Here is a 16,321-nt window from a genome sequence, read left to right on the forward strand (position 1 = left end):
TCTCGGTTGCGACCGAGCGGCGGGCGTGGCCCGGGCGGGCCCGCGCAGTTGCAGTGATGCTAGCCGCGGACGGGTCGATCACGGCATGAGCGCGGGCCTCAGCCCTGAATCACTTGACCTGCAGCTTGCCCGCCTGCCAGTTCTTGATCCAGTCGGGGTTGTCCTTGGCCCATTCGGCCACGGCCTTCTCCTGGTTCTCGCCGCCGTACTTGTCGTCGGAGAACATCACATTCTCCAGGCTCGACAGGTTCTTGTCGTCGAAGGCCATGTTCTTGACGAGCTGGGCGGCCTTGGGGAAGTCCTTCTCGAATCCGGGACGCCCGAAGCTGTAGAGCACCTCGGCGCCTCCCATGGCCCCCTTCGGGTCCTTGAGATCGCGCACCGGGAAGGCGTCATAGGCCCAGTGGGGACGCCACAGGGTCACGGCGATGTCCTGCTTGGCGGTGGTGGACTTCTTGAGCTGGGACAGCATGGCCGGCGTCGAGGACACCTTGAAGTTCATATTGTCCAGGCCGTACTTCGGGATGGCCGAGTTCTGCGTGGTCTTGGTCAGGCCGGCGCCCGCCTCGATGCCGTACAGGGTGTTGTTGTACTCCTTGCCCATCGACTTGAGGTCGGCGATGGACTGGGCCTTGGAGTCCTTGTTGACGGCGATGGTGAGCTTGGCGTTGTCGTACCAGCAGCCCAGGTTCTCCAGCTTGTCGCCGTACTTCTTGATGTAGTCGGCGTGGGTCAGCGGCAGCCAGCCGTCGGTGATGAGGTCGATGTCGCCTCCGGCGACGCCCGTGTAGCCCGGGCCGGCGTCGAACCCCTTGATGGTGACCTTGTAGCCGTCCTTCTCCAGGACGTTCTTGATGAGACCGGCGGTCGCGAAGGACTCGTCCCAGCCGTTGAAGGCACCGATGGTGATGTCCTTCTTGCTGTCGGCGTCCATGCTGCTGGTGTCCTTGGCGCCGTCGCTGGGCTTGCAGTCGGCCCACTTCTGGTCCGGTGTCGCCGCGGCGGTGCCCGACGCCTCGCCCGAGCCTCCTCCACTGTTGGACGCTCCGCAGGCCGAAAGGGCCAGTGCTCCCGCGCTCAGCAGCGCGGTGAGTGCCAGAAGCTTCTTCCTCACCATGTCTCTACTCCTTCGGATTGATGTGAGGGATCGGGGGATCCCAGGTCTTGAGGCCTCAGCTGGCGCGCTGGGCCCGGGCCAGCGGTGTCCGGTTGGCCAGGCCGCTGGTGATGCGGTCGAGGAACACAGCCACGACGACGACGGCCACGCCGGCCTCCATGCCCAGCCCAATATCGACCTGCGACAGGGCGGCGACGACCTCGCCTCCGAGGGCACCGGCGCCGACCATGCCCGACAGCACGACCATCGACAGGGCCAGCATGATCACCTGGTTGACGCCGGCCATGATGGTCGGCATCGCCAGCGGGATCTGGATACGGGTGAGGATATGGCCCGGGCTGGCCCCGAAGGCGGCGCCGGCCTCCACGGTCTCGGTGTCGACCTGGCGGATGCCCAGCTCGGTGAACCGCACGCCGGGCGGCAGGGCGAAGATGATGGTCGCGATGGCGCCGGGCACCTGGCCGATGCCGAAGAGCACGATCACCGGCACGAAGTAGGCCAGCGACGGCATGGTCTGCATGAAGTCCAGGATCGGTTTGATGATGGCTGAGAACTTCTTGGACTTGGCGGCCCAGATGCCCAGTGGGATGGCGATGATGAGGGCGATCACCACGGCGACGATCACCAGGGACAGCGTCTGCATGGCGTTGTCCCACTGGTCCACGGCACGGATGATGTAGAACCCGATGAGGGTGAAGACGGCCACCTTCCAGGAGGCGCACAACCAGGCGATGGCCGCCAGGATGACGATCATGATCAGGTACAGCGGCGCACCGAGGACTGCCTCCAAGCCGTTGTACATGCCGCCGACGACGAAGTTGACGAAGGAGATCAGCCAGTCGAAGGCCTGCTGGAACCAGTTGAAGAAGCTCTCGATCCAGCTGCCGAGCGGAATGCGCGGGCTCAAGAAGTTGAAGCTACCCATGAATATCAGACCTCCTTGGGATCGTCAGTGTGCCGGGGTTCCGCCGAGGCTCCTCCCGAACCACCGCCGCTCCCCTGCTCGCGCGGGCCGGTGGTGCGCTGGTCCGCGGGCTCCAGGCCGACGGGCTCCTCGTCGGTGATCACCGGCAGTTCGCCGGTGTCCTCCAAGGAGGTGGCGACGCCGTTGTCCGACTCGCCGCCGTTCATCCGTGACATCGAGTCCAGCAGCGCGACGCGCGGGATGATGCCCAGGAAGTGGTAGCCGTCGTCGACGACCGCCAGAGGTACCCGGGCGCTCGAGCTGGGGGCGAAGAGCTGTGCCAGTGGGGCGTCGGGTTTGACGGTGAGGATGTCGGCGTTCTCGACGATCGAGGAGACGTCGGGCTTGCCCTCCCGGGCCGCGTTGACCACCGACTGGTCATCGACGATGCCCAGCAGGCGCCGGTTCTCGTCGACCACGAAGATGCCACTGATACCCAACTGCTCCATGATGCGTATGACCCGGTGAGGCCCAGCCTTGGCGGAGACGATGGCGTCGGTCTCCTTCATCACGGTCGACGCCGTGAGCACACGGGTGCGGTCGACGTCCTGGATGAATTCGGCGACGTAGTCGTCGGCCGGGGACGTGAGGATCTCCTCGGAGGTGCCGATCTGGGAGATCCGGCCGTTGCGCATCACCGCGATGTGGTCGCCGAGGTACATCGCCTCGTTGAGGTCATGGGTGATGAAGATGATGGTCTTCTGGATCTTCGATTGCAGGTCGACGAGCTCATCCTGCATCTCGCGGCGGATCAACGGATCCAGGGCGGAGAACGCCTCGTCCATCAGCAGGATGTCGGTCTCGGCGGCCAGCGCCCTGGCCAGACCGACGCGCTGCTGCATGCCGCCGGACAGCTGGTGCGGGTATTTGTCACCCCACCCCTTCAGGCCGACGGTGTGCAGCCATTCATTGGCCTTCTCGAGCTGCTCGTTGTTGTCGCCCTTGCCCTGGAGCTTCAGGCCGTAAGCGGCATTCTCGCGGACCGTCAGATGTGGCAGCAGGGCGAAATGCTGGAAGACCATGGAGACATGGTCGCGGCGCAGCTCGCGAAGCTGCTTGGCGCCCATGTCCGACACAACGTTGTCTCCGATCTCGATGGTGCCGTCGGAGGGGGCCCACAGGCCGTTGATCGTTCGGATGAGCGTCGACTTGCCCGAACCGGACAAGCCCATGACGACGAACGTCTCGCCCTTCTCGACCTCGAAGCTCGCGTCGATGACGGCGGCGGTGCCCAGATGCGCGAGCTCCTCGCGGCTCTGGCCCGCCTTCAGGCGGTCGACGACTTCGCGTTCATGTCGTCCGAACACCTTGTAGACGTGTGACGCACGTACAATAGCCACTTCGTGTGAGACCTTCCTCTTGAATTCGGCTGGATATTTCCTCAAATCATCCTTGAAATATCACGGCGTATCATAATAATTAGGCAGGCAAACGATTCCGCCACGCTACCAGTGGGATTCCCAGAATGCAAGGACTTCCTCGAGGGCGGCCGTGCGCAGAAGGTCCTACCAACTTCGAGGAACGAGGCGCAGAATGTCTTCACGAATCATGTGCATGCTGTCTACTTGAACGTTCGGATAGGATGTTGCGTTCGTTTCATGATGGACCCGTCGGGCCCTCGCGAGACGGCCGACAGCTTCCCGCGGACCGACCCGCCCGTGCGCTCCGGCCCGAGATGAACACCGCTCGGGCGAACCGGGCAACCCGCTCCAGACCCCGTAGGAACCGGGCCGTCAACCCGATGACGAGATGAGAGCCCGGGACTACCAGAGCACCCCCACAGGCTGACGCCGCGCGCATCTCCTGCTACTGCGGGGGTACCGGCAGCAGCTCGACCTACGACCGTGGAGTGCGTCACCGCATAATGTGTACACATGCCCACATCGGGGATTCTGGGGAGGCCCTGGACAGCTACCGCGAGACGGCTCTCCCCAGAGAGATCGCCCGGGCGTCCCGGACCTCCAGGACCCTCACGCACCGCGTCGCCCGGGCCACCCGGAATGCACTCGGACGCATGTCCGGCGACTGCGGGAACGGCGCCTCGCGCGGCAGAATGGGGCCATGGGTTCCACTGAAATCTGTCCCTGCGGGTCCGGTGCGTCGCTTTCCTCGTGCTGCGGTCCGATCATCGACGATCCGCGCGCCGCGATGACCGCAGAGCAGCTGATGCGCTCCCGCTACACGGCCCATGTGCTGGGCCGCTGGAATCACCTCTGGGTCACCTGGCACCCGCGGACCAGGCCCGATCTGGTGGAGGAGGACGGGCTGCGGTGGACCGGCCTGGAGGTTCTTCGGGTCGAGAGCGGTCAGGAGGGGGACGACGCCGGTGTGGTGGAGTACCGCGCCTCCTTCCGGGAGGGGAGGCGCCCCGGCGTCCTTCACGAGGTGGCCCGGTTCCGTCGGCGGGCGGGACGATGGCTCTACGTCGACGGGGACGTCCTGGAGAGCTGACGTCCCGCCCACCCCGCCGTTCACCTGTCCCCCATTCCGGTCTGTCACCTCTTCCGGTCTGTCACCACCCCGCCGTTCACCTCCCCCGTCCCGTCGGCCCCACCTCCTGGCCCATCCACCCCTCCACCTCCACGCAGCGCCAGAGTCTGAACGGAGCGCCAAGTATTCCTGGCGCTCCGTTCAGACTCTGGCGCTGCGTTCGGGAGAAACATCGATCCCGGCCGGATCAGAACTTCCACGGCGGCAGCCACGGATAGTCGTCCTGCGGAACCTGCGGCATCTGGGGCGCGGGGTTGGTCCAGGGCGTGGGGAGCAGGCCGCGTTGGTTGAGCAGACGTCGGACCCGTGCAGCGGCAGCCTTCGGGTTCCTGAGGTCGTCGGCACAGAACCTGACGACCTCCAGACTCTGGTCCCGGATGTCCGCCTCGCGGGCCTTCTCCCGGACGATGACGTCGGAGAGACTCTCGCCCGGCTTCCGATCCCGGAGGTACTTCTGCGGCCCGTCGTACTCACCGACCACGCCCCACTCCAGCCACCCGAAGTCGCAGCGGGCGACGAAGCGTCCGAAGCGGTCGTGGATCTTCACCTGGAGGCTGGTTGGAGTGCAGCCCTCTGCCTTCAGCATGGCCCTCATCATCGACTCCCCCGGGCTCTCCACCACGCCGTCGGCGAAGGCGACCACCTTCCGGGCTGTGGCGTTCCCATGTCGTCGGCGCGCGCGTTCGAGTTCCAGCTCCAGGAGATCGCGCCTCCCTCCCATAGCCAGGACGGCATCGGTGATCGTGACACCGGTCACGAACCCGAACTCCCGGGCCATGTCGATCGCCGTGCGCTCCGGCGACGTCACCCGAAGGCCGTCGACCAGCACGATCTCGTCGGGTACAAGTCCGCTTGCACGGGTGATGAGCTGCGGACGACGGTGGCCTCCCACACCGGGCGGCCGGTTGACCCATATGGAATCGGAGCCGTCCCGCATCATCGGCAGCCCGAGCAGGGCCACCGCCGTCGTGTGGCTGAGCACCCATGATTCGCCATGCAGCACCGGAAGTGTCCCGGCGAGAAGCTCGAGATGCCGGGCTCGTCGGTCCGTCTGCAGTCTGCCGACCACCACAGCCCCGTGCCTGACTCTGGTCATGTCTCCCGCTCTGATGCGCGCCCGGAGTTCCTTGTAGGTCATGTCGCCGTCGGTCAGATCCGTGACACGGAGAATCTGCCGGATTTCTTCTTCGCTCTTCATACCCAGGTTCTAGGGGCGGAGGCCCTGATCTGTCGGCCAGACATCAATCTGTGGACAACTTCTGCCCGCAGTCACGAACGCCCTCCCCTGTGGACAACTCCCTTGAGCGACGCAGCGCCGGAGTCTGAACGGAGCGCCAGGTATTCCTGGCGCTCCGTTCAGACTCCGGCGCTGCGTTCGGGAGAAACATCGGGCCCGGACCGGGTCAGGACAAGGAGACCTCTGCGGCCGAGCTGAGGATCGAGCCCCTGAACTCGGCGGTCACCGGCGTCGTACCCACCGGGACGTCGTAGTAGGCGACGCCGGTGAGCTTGTTACCGGGGTTGATCTGCTTGAGGAAGATGCTGCCGTCGACGAACACCGTGTCCGAGGATGTGCTGTACTCGTTACCCTTGGCGTCCTTCACCTTGATCTGCGAGTCATCGACGGTGGCCTGGTCAGAGCCGTCGTTCTTGATGGTCACCGACATCTTGCAGAACTGCCCCTGCGGGCTCAGGTCCTCGATCGGATCAGCGACCGAGACGCCGCACTTGAACGCCGTCACCGTCATGGTGAGTTCGTCCGAGGTCACTGGAGTCCCGATACCGGCCTTCTTCTCCGCAGCGTTCGTCTCCTTCGTGGTGGCTTGCTTGCCCTTGGAATCGGTCGCAGCGCTGGATCCGGAACTGGCAGCGTCGGAACCACCCCCGCCGAGATTGGCGATGACGGAGAGTCCGAGGATGATGTAGATGCAGATCATCCACCAGCGCTTCCAGACCGACTTCTTCGGCTTCTTCGGCGGCCGGGGGTAAGGGCCCTGGGGATACCCGGGGGGCTGCTGACCGGGTACCTGGCTGTACGGGTCCACATACCCGGGCATGGGTGGGTACGGTTGCTGGTAGCCAGCAGGCTGCCCCTGGGACTGAGGGTAACCCGGCGACTGCTGGGACATGGCTCGATCTTTCGGTGAAGGATTCAAACGAGATGCGACGTAGCACCCCATGACTACCGGGCACCCTGAATATGGATGGCCGTTGCACAGCCGATATTGTATCGGTACACAGGATTGATGCTGCAACCGGGTCCGTTCGACGTACGACAGCATCGAGGGCGCCGCGCGTCGCGACGGCCGGCGCCCGCATTCAGGAGCGGCCGTGCCCTTCACCACTGAAGCCTTCAGCCGCACGGACCGGCTACGGCTCTGCCCGGCCCCAGTTCAGGTCAGGACAGGGCGACCTCTGCGGCCGAGCTGAGGATCGAGCCCCTGAACTCGGCGGTCACCGGCGTCGTACCCACCGGGACGTCGTAGTAGGCGACGCCGACAATCTTGTTGCCGGGGTTGATCTGCTTCAGGAAGATGTTGCCGTCAACGGTCATGGTGTCCGAGGAGGTGCCGTACTCGTTGCCCTTGGCGTCCTTCACCTTGATCTGCGAGTCGTCGACGGTGGCCTGGTCGGAACCGTCATTCCTGATCGTCAGCGACATCTTGCAGAACTGCCCCTGAGGGGTGATGTCCTGGTAGCCGTCGCTGACAGACACTCCGCACTTGAACTCCGTGACGGTGAGAGTGAGATCGGCGGACTTCACCGCCGTGCCGATGCCGACCTTCTTGGGGGCCGCCTTCTTCGTGGCCTTGGTGGCCGGCTTCGTCGCTGTCGCCCCGGCGTCACCGGCCTCATCCGCGGCCGCCGTGGCGCTGGAGTCGGTGGTGGCTGCCTCCTCACCGCCCCCGCCTCCCATATTGGCGAACACGGCGATCGCGACGACGATGTAGAGACAGATCATCCACCAGCGCTTCCAGATGGACTTCTTGGGCTTCTGGGGCGGGAAGTTGGGACCCTGGTATACGGGCCCCTGCTGGTAGGGCTGCCGGGGGTCGGGCTGCTGATGGCCCGGGGTCTGCTGGGACATGGTTGTTCCTTTCACGCATGTGCGGATGACGTTGGGTGAGACGTTGAGCTTGCTGTCGGCCCCCGCCGACGGCGACGTCACAACTGTGACTGAGAACAGTGCAACGTCATCTTGCGGTGGCTGATAAGTCCCCTTATCAGGATTTATTGCCCCAGGATCATCCGTTTCGTCGTCCATCGGCCGTACAGTGCAGACACCACGGCACATCACAGGAGACGGAAGGAGACGCCATGACCACCACGACCATGTCCCTGGCCGATGTCGCCCGCCTCGCCGGTGTGCAGCGGCCGGTCGTCTCCATGTGGCGTCGGCGGCCCGTTCGCAACGTGCCTTTTCCCTCGCCTCAGCCGGACGGCCGATTCCTGGCCGACGACGTCGTCAGCTATCTGCGCACCACCGGCCGGGGCAACAATCCCGAACCCGAGCTCTCGTCCGACATGGCCGTCACCGCCAGCCCGGCCGCCGATCCCGGAGATCAGGCCGACATCCTGGCCCTTCTGGCCGCCCGCGCGATCCTGGGCCTCGACGCCATCACCGGCGTCGACACCGAGGACCTCCTCGATGACATCGAGGCACTCGACCCCGACGACGAGTGGCTCTTCTCCGAGGTGGCCGACACCGACGCGGACCGCCTCGCCCCACAGGCCGACGCCATCGCCGACAACGCCTTCTCTACGGCCGGCGGCTACGAGGAACTCAGATCGCATGCCGCGGCCCCGGGCGGTCTGCGCGACTCCCTCACCTCAACCCTTGTAGATCTCGCGACCGCGCTCCTCGGGGAGAACGGCGCCCTGGTCGACGTCGACGCCACCGCCTCCGATGTCGCCCTGGCGGTCACCGGAGACGATTCCCTCCCCGAGACACCGATTCTCCTGGCGACGTCCTCCCTCACTGCACCCACTGCGCCGGCGGGCGCCCCGCACATCCGGCGATGCATCCGCCGCTACCGGGTGCATTCCCGCGATGTGCGCGCCGTCGGCATCCAGGACGACTGGGATCTGCCCGAGGGCTCGGTCATCCTGGCCCGGGTCGGTGGCCCGTCTCCAGATGGCGGCTCCGCTGAGCCGAACCCTGCTGATGCGATGACCGTCATCGACGAGCTGGCCCTCCACATGGACGCATCCACGGCGGCGCTGGTCGTCGGACCGGCGTCGATCCTCATCGACGAACTGCCGGCCGACGTGGTGGCGTCGCGAGACGCCTTCCTGCGCCGCGGCCAGCTGTTGGCGGCGGCGCGACTGCCCCGGGGCCTGCTGCGCGAGGGCGGCGGGGAGCACCTGGGGCTGTGGGTCATGGGTTCCGGCGATCCGAAGCACCTGTGGGCCGGCGACCTGTCGGGCACCGACTTCGAGGCGCCCACCCGGCAGCAGCTGCTGGACGACGTCGTCGCGGTCGCGTCGGCCTCCGGCCAGGCCCGTCAGACATCCGGCCACCAGCAGACCGACCGGGCCCATCGCCACAGCGCCGATCAACACCGGACCTACGAACACAGTGCCGATAGACGCCGCGCATTCGCCCTTCTCCACCGGGCTGATTCCACCCGTCTTCTGGCGAGGTCCCTGGCGCTGACCGCGCTGGACGTCTCCCCCACCGATCCCTTCCCCGTCTCGGCCGCCGACGACGCCGCCCGGATGGCCGAACTCCTCATCGGCCTGGCTCAGCCGATGGCCGACCCGTTCGCCGGCGTCCGTCCCCGGGCCACCGGATCGGCCACACCAGGAATATCGACTCTGGGGGATCTGGCCCGCACCCGGCTCATCCAGGTGATCTCAGGTCACCGCTTCGGTCCTCTTCCCGGCGGGCAGCTGCGGATGTGGACCGCAGACGCGGTGGCCGCCCGCCGCCCCGAGGCCGTCGATCTGATGGCGCTGACCTCCCGATACCCCGACGTCCGCCTCACCCGGCCGGGCGACGTCGTGTTCACCAGCGCGGCAACCCCGCACGCCGTGGTCGACGCCGAGGGCGGATCCGCGGTCGCCGAACCGGCCAGGATTCTGCGAGTATCGGCCACCGCTTCCCTGTCAGCCAGAGCGATCGCCGCGGCGATCAATGACCTCAGGCCGGCCTCCGGCAAGGGAAGATGGCGGTCCTGGCCGGTTCCGGTGGTAACCGGCTCCCGGGCCGAGGCTGAGGCAGCGCTGAGCCGCATCGACTCGTGGGAGGATCAGATCCGCAGCCGGCTCGACCTGCTCGACGAACTGCATCGCCTGGCGACCCGGTCGGTCACCTCCGGCGCGGTCGAATTCGTCCCTGTCAGGAACGCCCAGTGAGAACCCCCAGAGACAACAACCCAGTGACAACAACCGAGTGATGGAAAGGCCAGTGATGGCACGCAGACCCGCAACGACTCAGCCCTCGACCCGAAAGGAACTCAAGGACACCCTGTGGAGGGCGGCCGACAAGCTGCGCGGCTCGATGAGCGCCGCCCAGTACAAGGACGTCGTGCTGGGGCTGATCTTCCTCAAGTACGTCTCCGACGCCTTCAATGAGCGTCGCGGGCAAATCACCGAGGAGCTGCGCGCCGACGGCTACGACGACGAGGCGGTCGCCGAGACTCTGGAAGACCGCGACGAGTACGCCTCGGGCGCCTTCTGGGTGGATCCGGATGCCCGCTGGGGCGCCCTGGTGGCCGAGGCGAAGGTGACCGGGGCGACGACCATCGGGCAGCGGATCAATGAGGCGATGGATCTGCTCATGCGCGACAATCCGTCGCTGGAGGGCACCCTGCCCAGGCTCTTCAACCGGGACAATGTGGACCAGCGCAGGCTCGCCGAGCTGCTGGATCTGCTCAATTCGGTGCAGTTCTCCGGGATGGGGGCCGCCAAGGCGCGAGATCTTTTGGGCGAGGTGTACGAGTACTTCCTGGCGAATTTCGCCCTCTCGGAAGGTCATCGGGGAGGGGAGTTCTACACTCCGGCCAGCGTGGTGCGCGTGATCGTGGAGGTGCTTCAGCCCAGGAAGGGCCGGGTGTACGACCCGTGCTGCGGTTCGGGCGGCATGTTCGTCCAGGCGGAGAAGTTCCTGGACGCCCATGACGCCGATCCGACGAATCTGTCGGTGTACGGGCAGGAGCTCAATGAGTCGACGTGGCGGATGGCGAAGATGAACCTGGCCATTCACGGGCTCAACGGGGATCTGGGGCCGCGCTGGGGCGACACCTTCGCGATGCCGTACCACCCGGACAGGCAGATGGATTATGTGATGGCGAATCCGCCGTTCAACATCAAGGACTGGAACCGCAACGAGTCCGATCCGCGCTGGGTCTACGGGGTGCCGCCGGCCAAGAATGCGAACTACGCGTGGATGCAGCACATCATCTCCAAGCTGGCGCCGGATGGGATGGCCGGCGTGGTGATGGCCAACGGCTCGATGACGTCGACGTCGAACGGCGAGGGCGATATCCGGGCGCAGTTCGTGGAGAACGACCTGGTGGCGGCCATGGTGGCGCTGCCCGACAAGCTGTTCCGATCGACCGGGATTCCGGCCTGCCTGTGGTTCTTCGCAAAAGACAAAGGGGCCGGACGCGGCGGCTCGGTGGATCGGCGAGGGCAGGTCTTGTTCATCGACGCCCGCGAGATGGGCTACATGATCACAAGGGCCCAGAGAGGGTTGAAGGCCGAGGAGATCCAGCGGATCGCCGACACGTTTCATGCCTGGCGCGGGATGGAGCAGCTGAGTCTGGCGACCGCGGACGTCACGGTCGACGACGAGGCGGATGTGTCCGCGGCCGGGATCGAGTACGAGGATGTTCCGGGGCTCTGCAAGTCTGTGTCGATCTCGGAGATCAAGGACGCCGGATACGCGCTGACGCCGGGGCGGTACGTCGGAATGGCGGGAGCCGAGGAGGATGCGGAGCCATTGGACGAGAAGATCGCCAGGCTCACGAATGAGCTGAACGAGCAGTTCGCCGGATCGTCACGGCTACAGGACGAGGTTGTCTCACAGCTGGAGCGTCTGCAATGAGTCGTTTCAGGACCACGAATCTCGCTGACCTTCAAGACGCCATCATCGACAATCGCGGTCGAACGTGCCCAACCGCCGAGTCTGGAACTCCGCTCATCGCGACAAACTGCATTAAGGAAGACTCCGAGTACCCTGTTTTCGAGAAGATTAGATATGTCGACGAACACACCATGAGAACTTGGTTCCGAGGGCATCCGAAGCCCAACGACATCATTTTTGTATGCAAGGGGTCACCTGGTCGATGCGCACTGGCGCCTCAGCCGGTCGGATTCGCAATCGCACAGGACATGGTGGCGCTTCGCCCAGACCCGACCCAAGTCTATTGGCGATACCTGTATTACGTTCTGAAACTCCCCAGCACGCGATCCTCTATTGAGAGCCTCTTCGTTGGAACACTGATTCCGCACTTCAAGAAGGGCGACTTCAACAAACTTCAACTGAGGATACACACTGACCTCCCCGAGCAGCAGGCCATTGCGGAGGTGTTGGGGGCGCTGGACGACAAGATCGCCGCAAACCGCAAGCTCGTCACCACCGGCACCGAGCTTGGTTGCGCCCTCACCCGCCGCGCCCTCGCCACGAGCACGGTCGCCCCACTCTCTGAGCTGGCGGACATCACCATGGGCTCATCCCCGAAGGGCGACACCTACAATGAAAACGGTCAGGGAATCGTCATGTACCAGGGCAATCGGGACTTCGGACCACGATTCCCATCGCCCCGAATCTGGACGACTGACCCAGTTCGCATCGCCGATGCCGGGGATCTCCTCCTCAGCGTTCGGGCGCCAGTTGGAGAACTAAACATTGCAGGAAACCGGTGTTGCATCGGCCGCGGCCTTGCTGCGATACACGCCGCACACCCACGCGCGATGTACTTCCTGATCAGCTGCCAGCCTGAGGTCTTTTACAGCTATAACAGCGACGGAACGATTTTCGGCTCAATCACCAAGAAGGGCCTGGAAGCGCTGCCACTGACAGTTCCAGACACTGGACTGGCACCACTTGAGGAATTGCTGTCACCGATAGAGGACCGCATCGAAGCCGCAGTTCGGGAGTCCGAGACTCTCGCCGCGCTTCGTGACACCCTTCTTCCCGCCCTGATGGACGGGACCATCCGCGTCAAGGACGCCCAAAAAGCCACAGAGGAGGCGGTCTGAATGATCAGCGAGGCCGACTGGGAGGCCGACATGCTCGACTGGCTGGCCGAACTCGGCTGGCAGCCGGGCACGGGCGCCGACATCGACGGGCAACGTCTCTCGCCCGCCGATCTCATCCTGCACACCGACCTGCTGGCCGCGCTACGACGTCTGAACCCCGACGTCCCCGACCAGCGGCTGGCCGAGGCCGCCGCCGAGATCATCGCCCCGAAGTCCCAGGACGCGATCGCCGAGAACGAGCGTCTCCACCACTTCCTGGTCCACGGATTCCGGGGCCTCACCTACGTCGACACCCAGGGCCGGGAACAGACCCCCACGCTGCGCCTCCTGTCGGACTCCCCCGCCGAGAACAGCTACCGCGCCATCCACCAGGTCGCCATCGCATCCGGCCAGCACCGCCGCCGCTTCGACGTCGTGCTGTATCTCAACGGACTGCCGCTGGCCATCGTCGAACTGAAGAAAGCATCCAACACCTCGGCCACCCTCGGCAATGCCTACAACCAACTCCAGACCTACCTGGCGGAATTCCCCACCGCCTTCCGCACCGTCGTCGCCACCGTCATCTCCGACGGCGTCGGGGCGAAGTACGGCACCCCCTTCACGCCGTCGAACCACTTCACCCCCTGGAACATCGACGAACACGGCGCGCACATCGACGACGACAACCAAGGCCTGGAACACCTGACCTACGGACTGTTCGAACCGCATCGCTTTGTCGACATCGTCAAGCATTTCGTCACCTTCGAGCACGGCGACCACATCACCAAGAAGATCGCCAAACCGCACCAGTACCAGGCGGTCCGCAAGGCCGTCGAACGCACCCTGACCGCCGTCGACTCCAACGGGAAGGCCGGCGTCGTCTGGCACACCCAGGGGTCGGGCAAGTCGATGGAGATGGAGCTCTACGCCAACCTGGTGATGAGCGACCCCGCGCTGCTCAACCCCACCATCGTCGTCATCACCGACCGGCGGGATCTCGACGGGCAGCTCTACGACATCTTCAACAGGTCCACCCTGCTGCCCGAGAAGCCCCGGCAGATCCGTCGGCGTCAGGAGCTGCGCGACTCACTGTCCAACCGGAACTCCGGGGGCATCTACTTCACCACCCTGCAGAAGTTCGGCCTCACCGATGAGGAGCGCGATCGCGGCGCCGATCACCCCCTGCTCACCGACCGGCACAACGTCATCGTCATCGTCGACGAGGCCCACCGCAGCCACTACGACGACCTCGACGGCTACGCCAGACACCTCAAGGACGCCCTGCCCCACGGCACCCTCATCGCCTTCACCGGGACGCCGATCAGCAAGCCCGAGCACGACACCCGTGAGGTGTTCGGCGACTACATCGACATCTACGACCTCACCCAGGCCGTGGCGGACGGCGCCACCGTCCCGGTGTACTTCGAGCCGAGGCTGGTGAAGGTGGCCCTGGCGCCGGGGTTGTCCGCCGAGGAGATCGACGAGGCCGCCGACGAGCAGACCGCCGGGCTCGACGACTCCGAGCGGGAGCGCATCGAACGCACCGTTGCCGTCATCAATGCCATCTACGGGGCGCCCGAACGGCTGGCGGCCCTGGCGACTGACATCGTCGCCCACTGGGAGCGACGCCGGGACCTGATGGCCGAGTACCTGCAGCCCACCGATCCGGGTGATCTCGCGGTGCCCCACGGCAAGGGGATCATCGTCTGCGGCACCCGGGAGATCGCCGCCAGGCTCTATGACGAGATCGTCGCGCTGAGGCCGGGCTGGCATTCCGACGACGACCGCACCGGCGTCATCAAGGTGGTGTACTCCGGGTCGGCGTCCGACCCGGATCCGATCCGCAAGCACGTACGCCGCGAGTCCCAGAACAAGGCCATCAAGAACCGTCTCAAGGACGTCAACGACGAACTCGAACTGGTGATCGTCAAGGACATGATGCTCACCGGATTCGACGCCCCCGCCTGGCACACCATGTATCTGGACCGGCCGTTGAAGGGCGCCCAGTTGATGCAGGCCCTGGCCAGGGTGAACCGGACCTTCCGGGGGAAGAAGGCCGGGCTGCTGGTGGCCTATGCGCCGCTGGCAGACAACCTGAAGGCGGCGCTGCGCGAGTACACGGCACGGGATGAGGAGAATGAACCGGTCGGCAAGGACATCTCGGCGGCGGTTCATGAGACCCGGCGCCTGGTGGAGGCGCTGCGGGGATTGCTGGCCGGTTGCGACTGGAGGTCTGTTCTTGAGGGCGGTGGACGGCGGGCGGCCAGGGACGCCGTCACCAAGGCCGTGGAGTATCTGAGGTCTGCGGCCACCCCCGGCAACCGGGTGGAGGAGGGCCAGGCGACCCTCAAGGAGCGGTTCCGGATGCTCTCGGGGCAGTTGGGGCGGATGTGGGCGCTGTCGGCGGGGTCGGAGAACCTCAACGAGCTGCGCCAGGAGATCCGGTTCTACGAGGAGGTCCGTGGCTGGATGGCCAAATGGGACGCCCGGGAGCGCGAGGCCTCCGGGCAGGCCATTCCCGAGGAGGTTCAGCGGATGCTCAAGGGGCTGGTGGCCGAGGCGACCGCCGCCGGCGACGTCGCCGACATCTACGCCGAGGCCGGCATCGACCTGCCGGATCTGCGAGCGCTGACACCTGAGAAGGCCGAGGAGCTGGCGAAGAGCGACAAGCCGCAGCTGGCGATCGAGGCGCTCCGCGACATGCTGATGGCCGAGGCGAAGGCCGCGACCGCGCACAACCTGACCCGGCGGACGATGTTCAGCGAGCGGATCAACGACCTCATGATCCGCTACACGAACCAGCAGCTGACGTCGGTGGAGGCCATCACACTGTTCCTCAGAATGGCGGGAGACGTCGCCGCCGAGGCGGCGCGCGGGGAGCGGTTCGACCCGCCGTTGAGCGCCGACGAGCTGGCCTTCTACGACGCCGTGAGCCAGAACGACTCCGCGGTGGAGTTGATGGGCGACGACGTCCTGGCCGTGATCGCCCGGGAACTGGTGGGCGTGATGCGCCGGGATACCAGGACCGACTGGCGGGTGCGCGCGGATGTGCGGGCGAAGCTGCGCTCGGCGGTGAAGAGGCTCCTGCGCAAATACAAGTACCCGCCGGACAAGCAGCCCACCGCGGTGAAGCGCGTCATCGACCAGATGGAGGAGTTGGCCCCGGGATACGCGGCGCGGTAGCACATATATTACATTCCAGCCGCCTCGGGTCGACTTTCAAATTCATCGCGAATCGTGGTGAGATTACATTCACCCACCTCGAAGCCCTCGGGTGAATGCTCCCACCTTTGGGGACAGACCCTGAGAATCACGACATAATCCCGAACGTTTGACCAACCCCTTCGGTCCATCTTCCAACAATGATCACTGGTCCGCGGGAATAGAATCCGAACCATGAAGTAGGTGCAAGACTCAAGGGTTTGAGCGTACTTTGGTGCCGTCTTCCGTGCCGCCGCGATTAGCTCGTTTGTTGCCGCGAGGCACTCAAGCACCTCTCGAGCGTCGAGCCTCTTCGAGTCACCCGCAATCAATAGCTGCCAAGCTCGGCGTGTGACCTCAGA

At 65.3% G+C, this 16,321-nt stretch carries 11 protein-coding genes; 5 read left to right on the plus strand and 6 right to left on the minus strand.

Annotated features, from left to right (window positions below; genetic code table 11):
• Positions 1 to 109: 109 nt before the first annotated feature.
• Genes JS278_RS12800 through JS278_RS12810 form a run of 3 tightly spaced genes read right to left on the minus strand, consistent with a single transcriptional unit; the run spans position 110 to position 3,421 of the window.
• A complete protein-coding gene (locus JS278_RS12800; protein ID WP_114045527.1) occupies positions 110 to 1,117 on the minus strand; it encodes a glycine betaine ABC transporter substrate-binding protein in 1,008 nt (335 codons plus the stop codon).
• Positions 1,118 to 1,172: 55 nt separating this feature from the next.
• Complete coding sequence (locus JS278_RS12805) at positions 1,173 to 2,042, minus strand: ABC transporter permease (RefSeq protein ID WP_114045528.1); 870 nt, start codon at positions 2,040 to 2,042, stop codon at positions 1,173 to 1,175.
• Positions 2,043 to 2,047: 5 nt separating this feature from the next.
• A complete protein-coding gene (locus tag JS278_RS12810; protein WP_114045529.1) occupies positions 2,048 to 3,421 on the minus strand; it encodes a quaternary amine ABC transporter ATP-binding protein in 1,374 nt (457 codons plus the stop codon).
• A 721-nt stretch (positions 3,422 to 4,142) separates the two neighbouring features.
• On the opposite strand from JS278_RS12810, the gene JS278_RS12815 reads away from it, so the two are divergent.
• Complete coding sequence (locus JS278_RS12815; RefSeq protein ID WP_281269194.1) at positions 4,143 to 4,532, plus strand: YchJ family protein; 390 nt, start codon at positions 4,143 to 4,145, stop codon at positions 4,530 to 4,532.
• A 226-nt stretch (positions 4,533 to 4,758) separates the two neighbouring features.
• On the opposite strand, the gene JS278_RS12820 is transcribed toward JS278_RS12815, so the two are convergent.
• The 3 genes from JS278_RS12820 to JS278_RS12830 all read right to left on the minus strand — a co-directional run bounded on the left by JS278_RS12820 (position 4,759) and on the right by JS278_RS12830 (position 7,659).
• Positions 4,759 to 5,667 carry a hypothetical protein gene (locus JS278_RS12820; RefSeq protein WP_147243211.1) on the minus strand — a complete coding sequence of 303 codons (909 nt, stop codon included), beginning with the start codon at positions 5,665 to 5,667 and terminating at the stop codon, positions 4,759 to 4,761.
• Between the two features lie 307 nt (positions 5,668 to 5,974).
• Positions 5,975 to 6,628 carry a DUF4352 domain-containing protein gene (locus JS278_RS12825; RefSeq protein WP_181833729.1) on the minus strand — a complete coding sequence of 218 codons (654 nt, stop codon included), beginning with the start codon at positions 6,626 to 6,628 and terminating at the stop codon, positions 5,975 to 5,977.
• 341 nt (positions 6,629 to 6,969) lie between these two features.
• Positions 6,970 to 7,659, minus strand: coding sequence for a DUF4352 domain-containing protein (locus JS278_RS12830; RefSeq protein WP_114045532.1), 690 nt, complete (start codon positions 7,657 to 7,659; stop codon positions 6,970 to 6,972).
• Between the two features lie 230 nt (positions 7,660 to 7,889).
• Here JS278_RS12830 and JS278_RS12835 point away from each other — a divergent pair, with 230 nt between their 5' ends.
• Genes JS278_RS12835 through JS278_RS12850 form a run of 4 tightly spaced genes read left to right on the plus strand, consistent with a single transcriptional unit; the run spans position 7,890 to position 15,941 of the window.
• Positions 7,890 to 9,929 carry a hypothetical protein gene (locus JS278_RS12835; protein ID WP_114045533.1) on the plus strand — a complete coding sequence of 680 codons (2,040 nt, stop codon included), beginning with the start codon at positions 7,890 to 7,892 and terminating at the stop codon, positions 9,927 to 9,929.
• Between the two features lie 55 nt (positions 9,930 to 9,984).
• Positions 9,985 to 11,622: a class I SAM-dependent DNA methyltransferase gene (locus tag JS278_RS12840; protein ID WP_181833730.1), complete on the plus strand. Its 1,638-nt coding sequence runs from the start codon at positions 9,985 to 9,987 to the stop codon at positions 11,620 to 11,622.
• Entirely contained in the window at positions 11,619 to 12,779 is a 1,161-nt protein-coding gene (locus JS278_RS12845) for a restriction endonuclease subunit S (protein ID WP_114045535.1), read from the plus strand. The genes JS278_RS12840 and JS278_RS12845 overlap by 4 nt, the downstream gene beginning before the upstream one ends.
• Positions 12,780 to 15,941 carry a type I restriction endonuclease subunit R gene (locus JS278_RS12850; protein WP_114045536.1) on the plus strand — a complete coding sequence of 1,054 codons (3,162 nt, stop codon included), beginning with the start codon at positions 12,780 to 12,782 and terminating at the stop codon, positions 15,939 to 15,941.
• The last annotated feature ends 380 nt before the right edge of the window (positions 15,942 to 16,321 follow it).

Origin of the sequence: Acidipropionibacterium virtanenii (assembly GCF_003325455.1) — a bacterium.
Taxonomy (GTDB): Bacteria; Actinomycetota; Actinomycetes; order Propionibacteriales; family Propionibacteriaceae; genus Acidipropionibacterium; species Acidipropionibacterium virtanenii.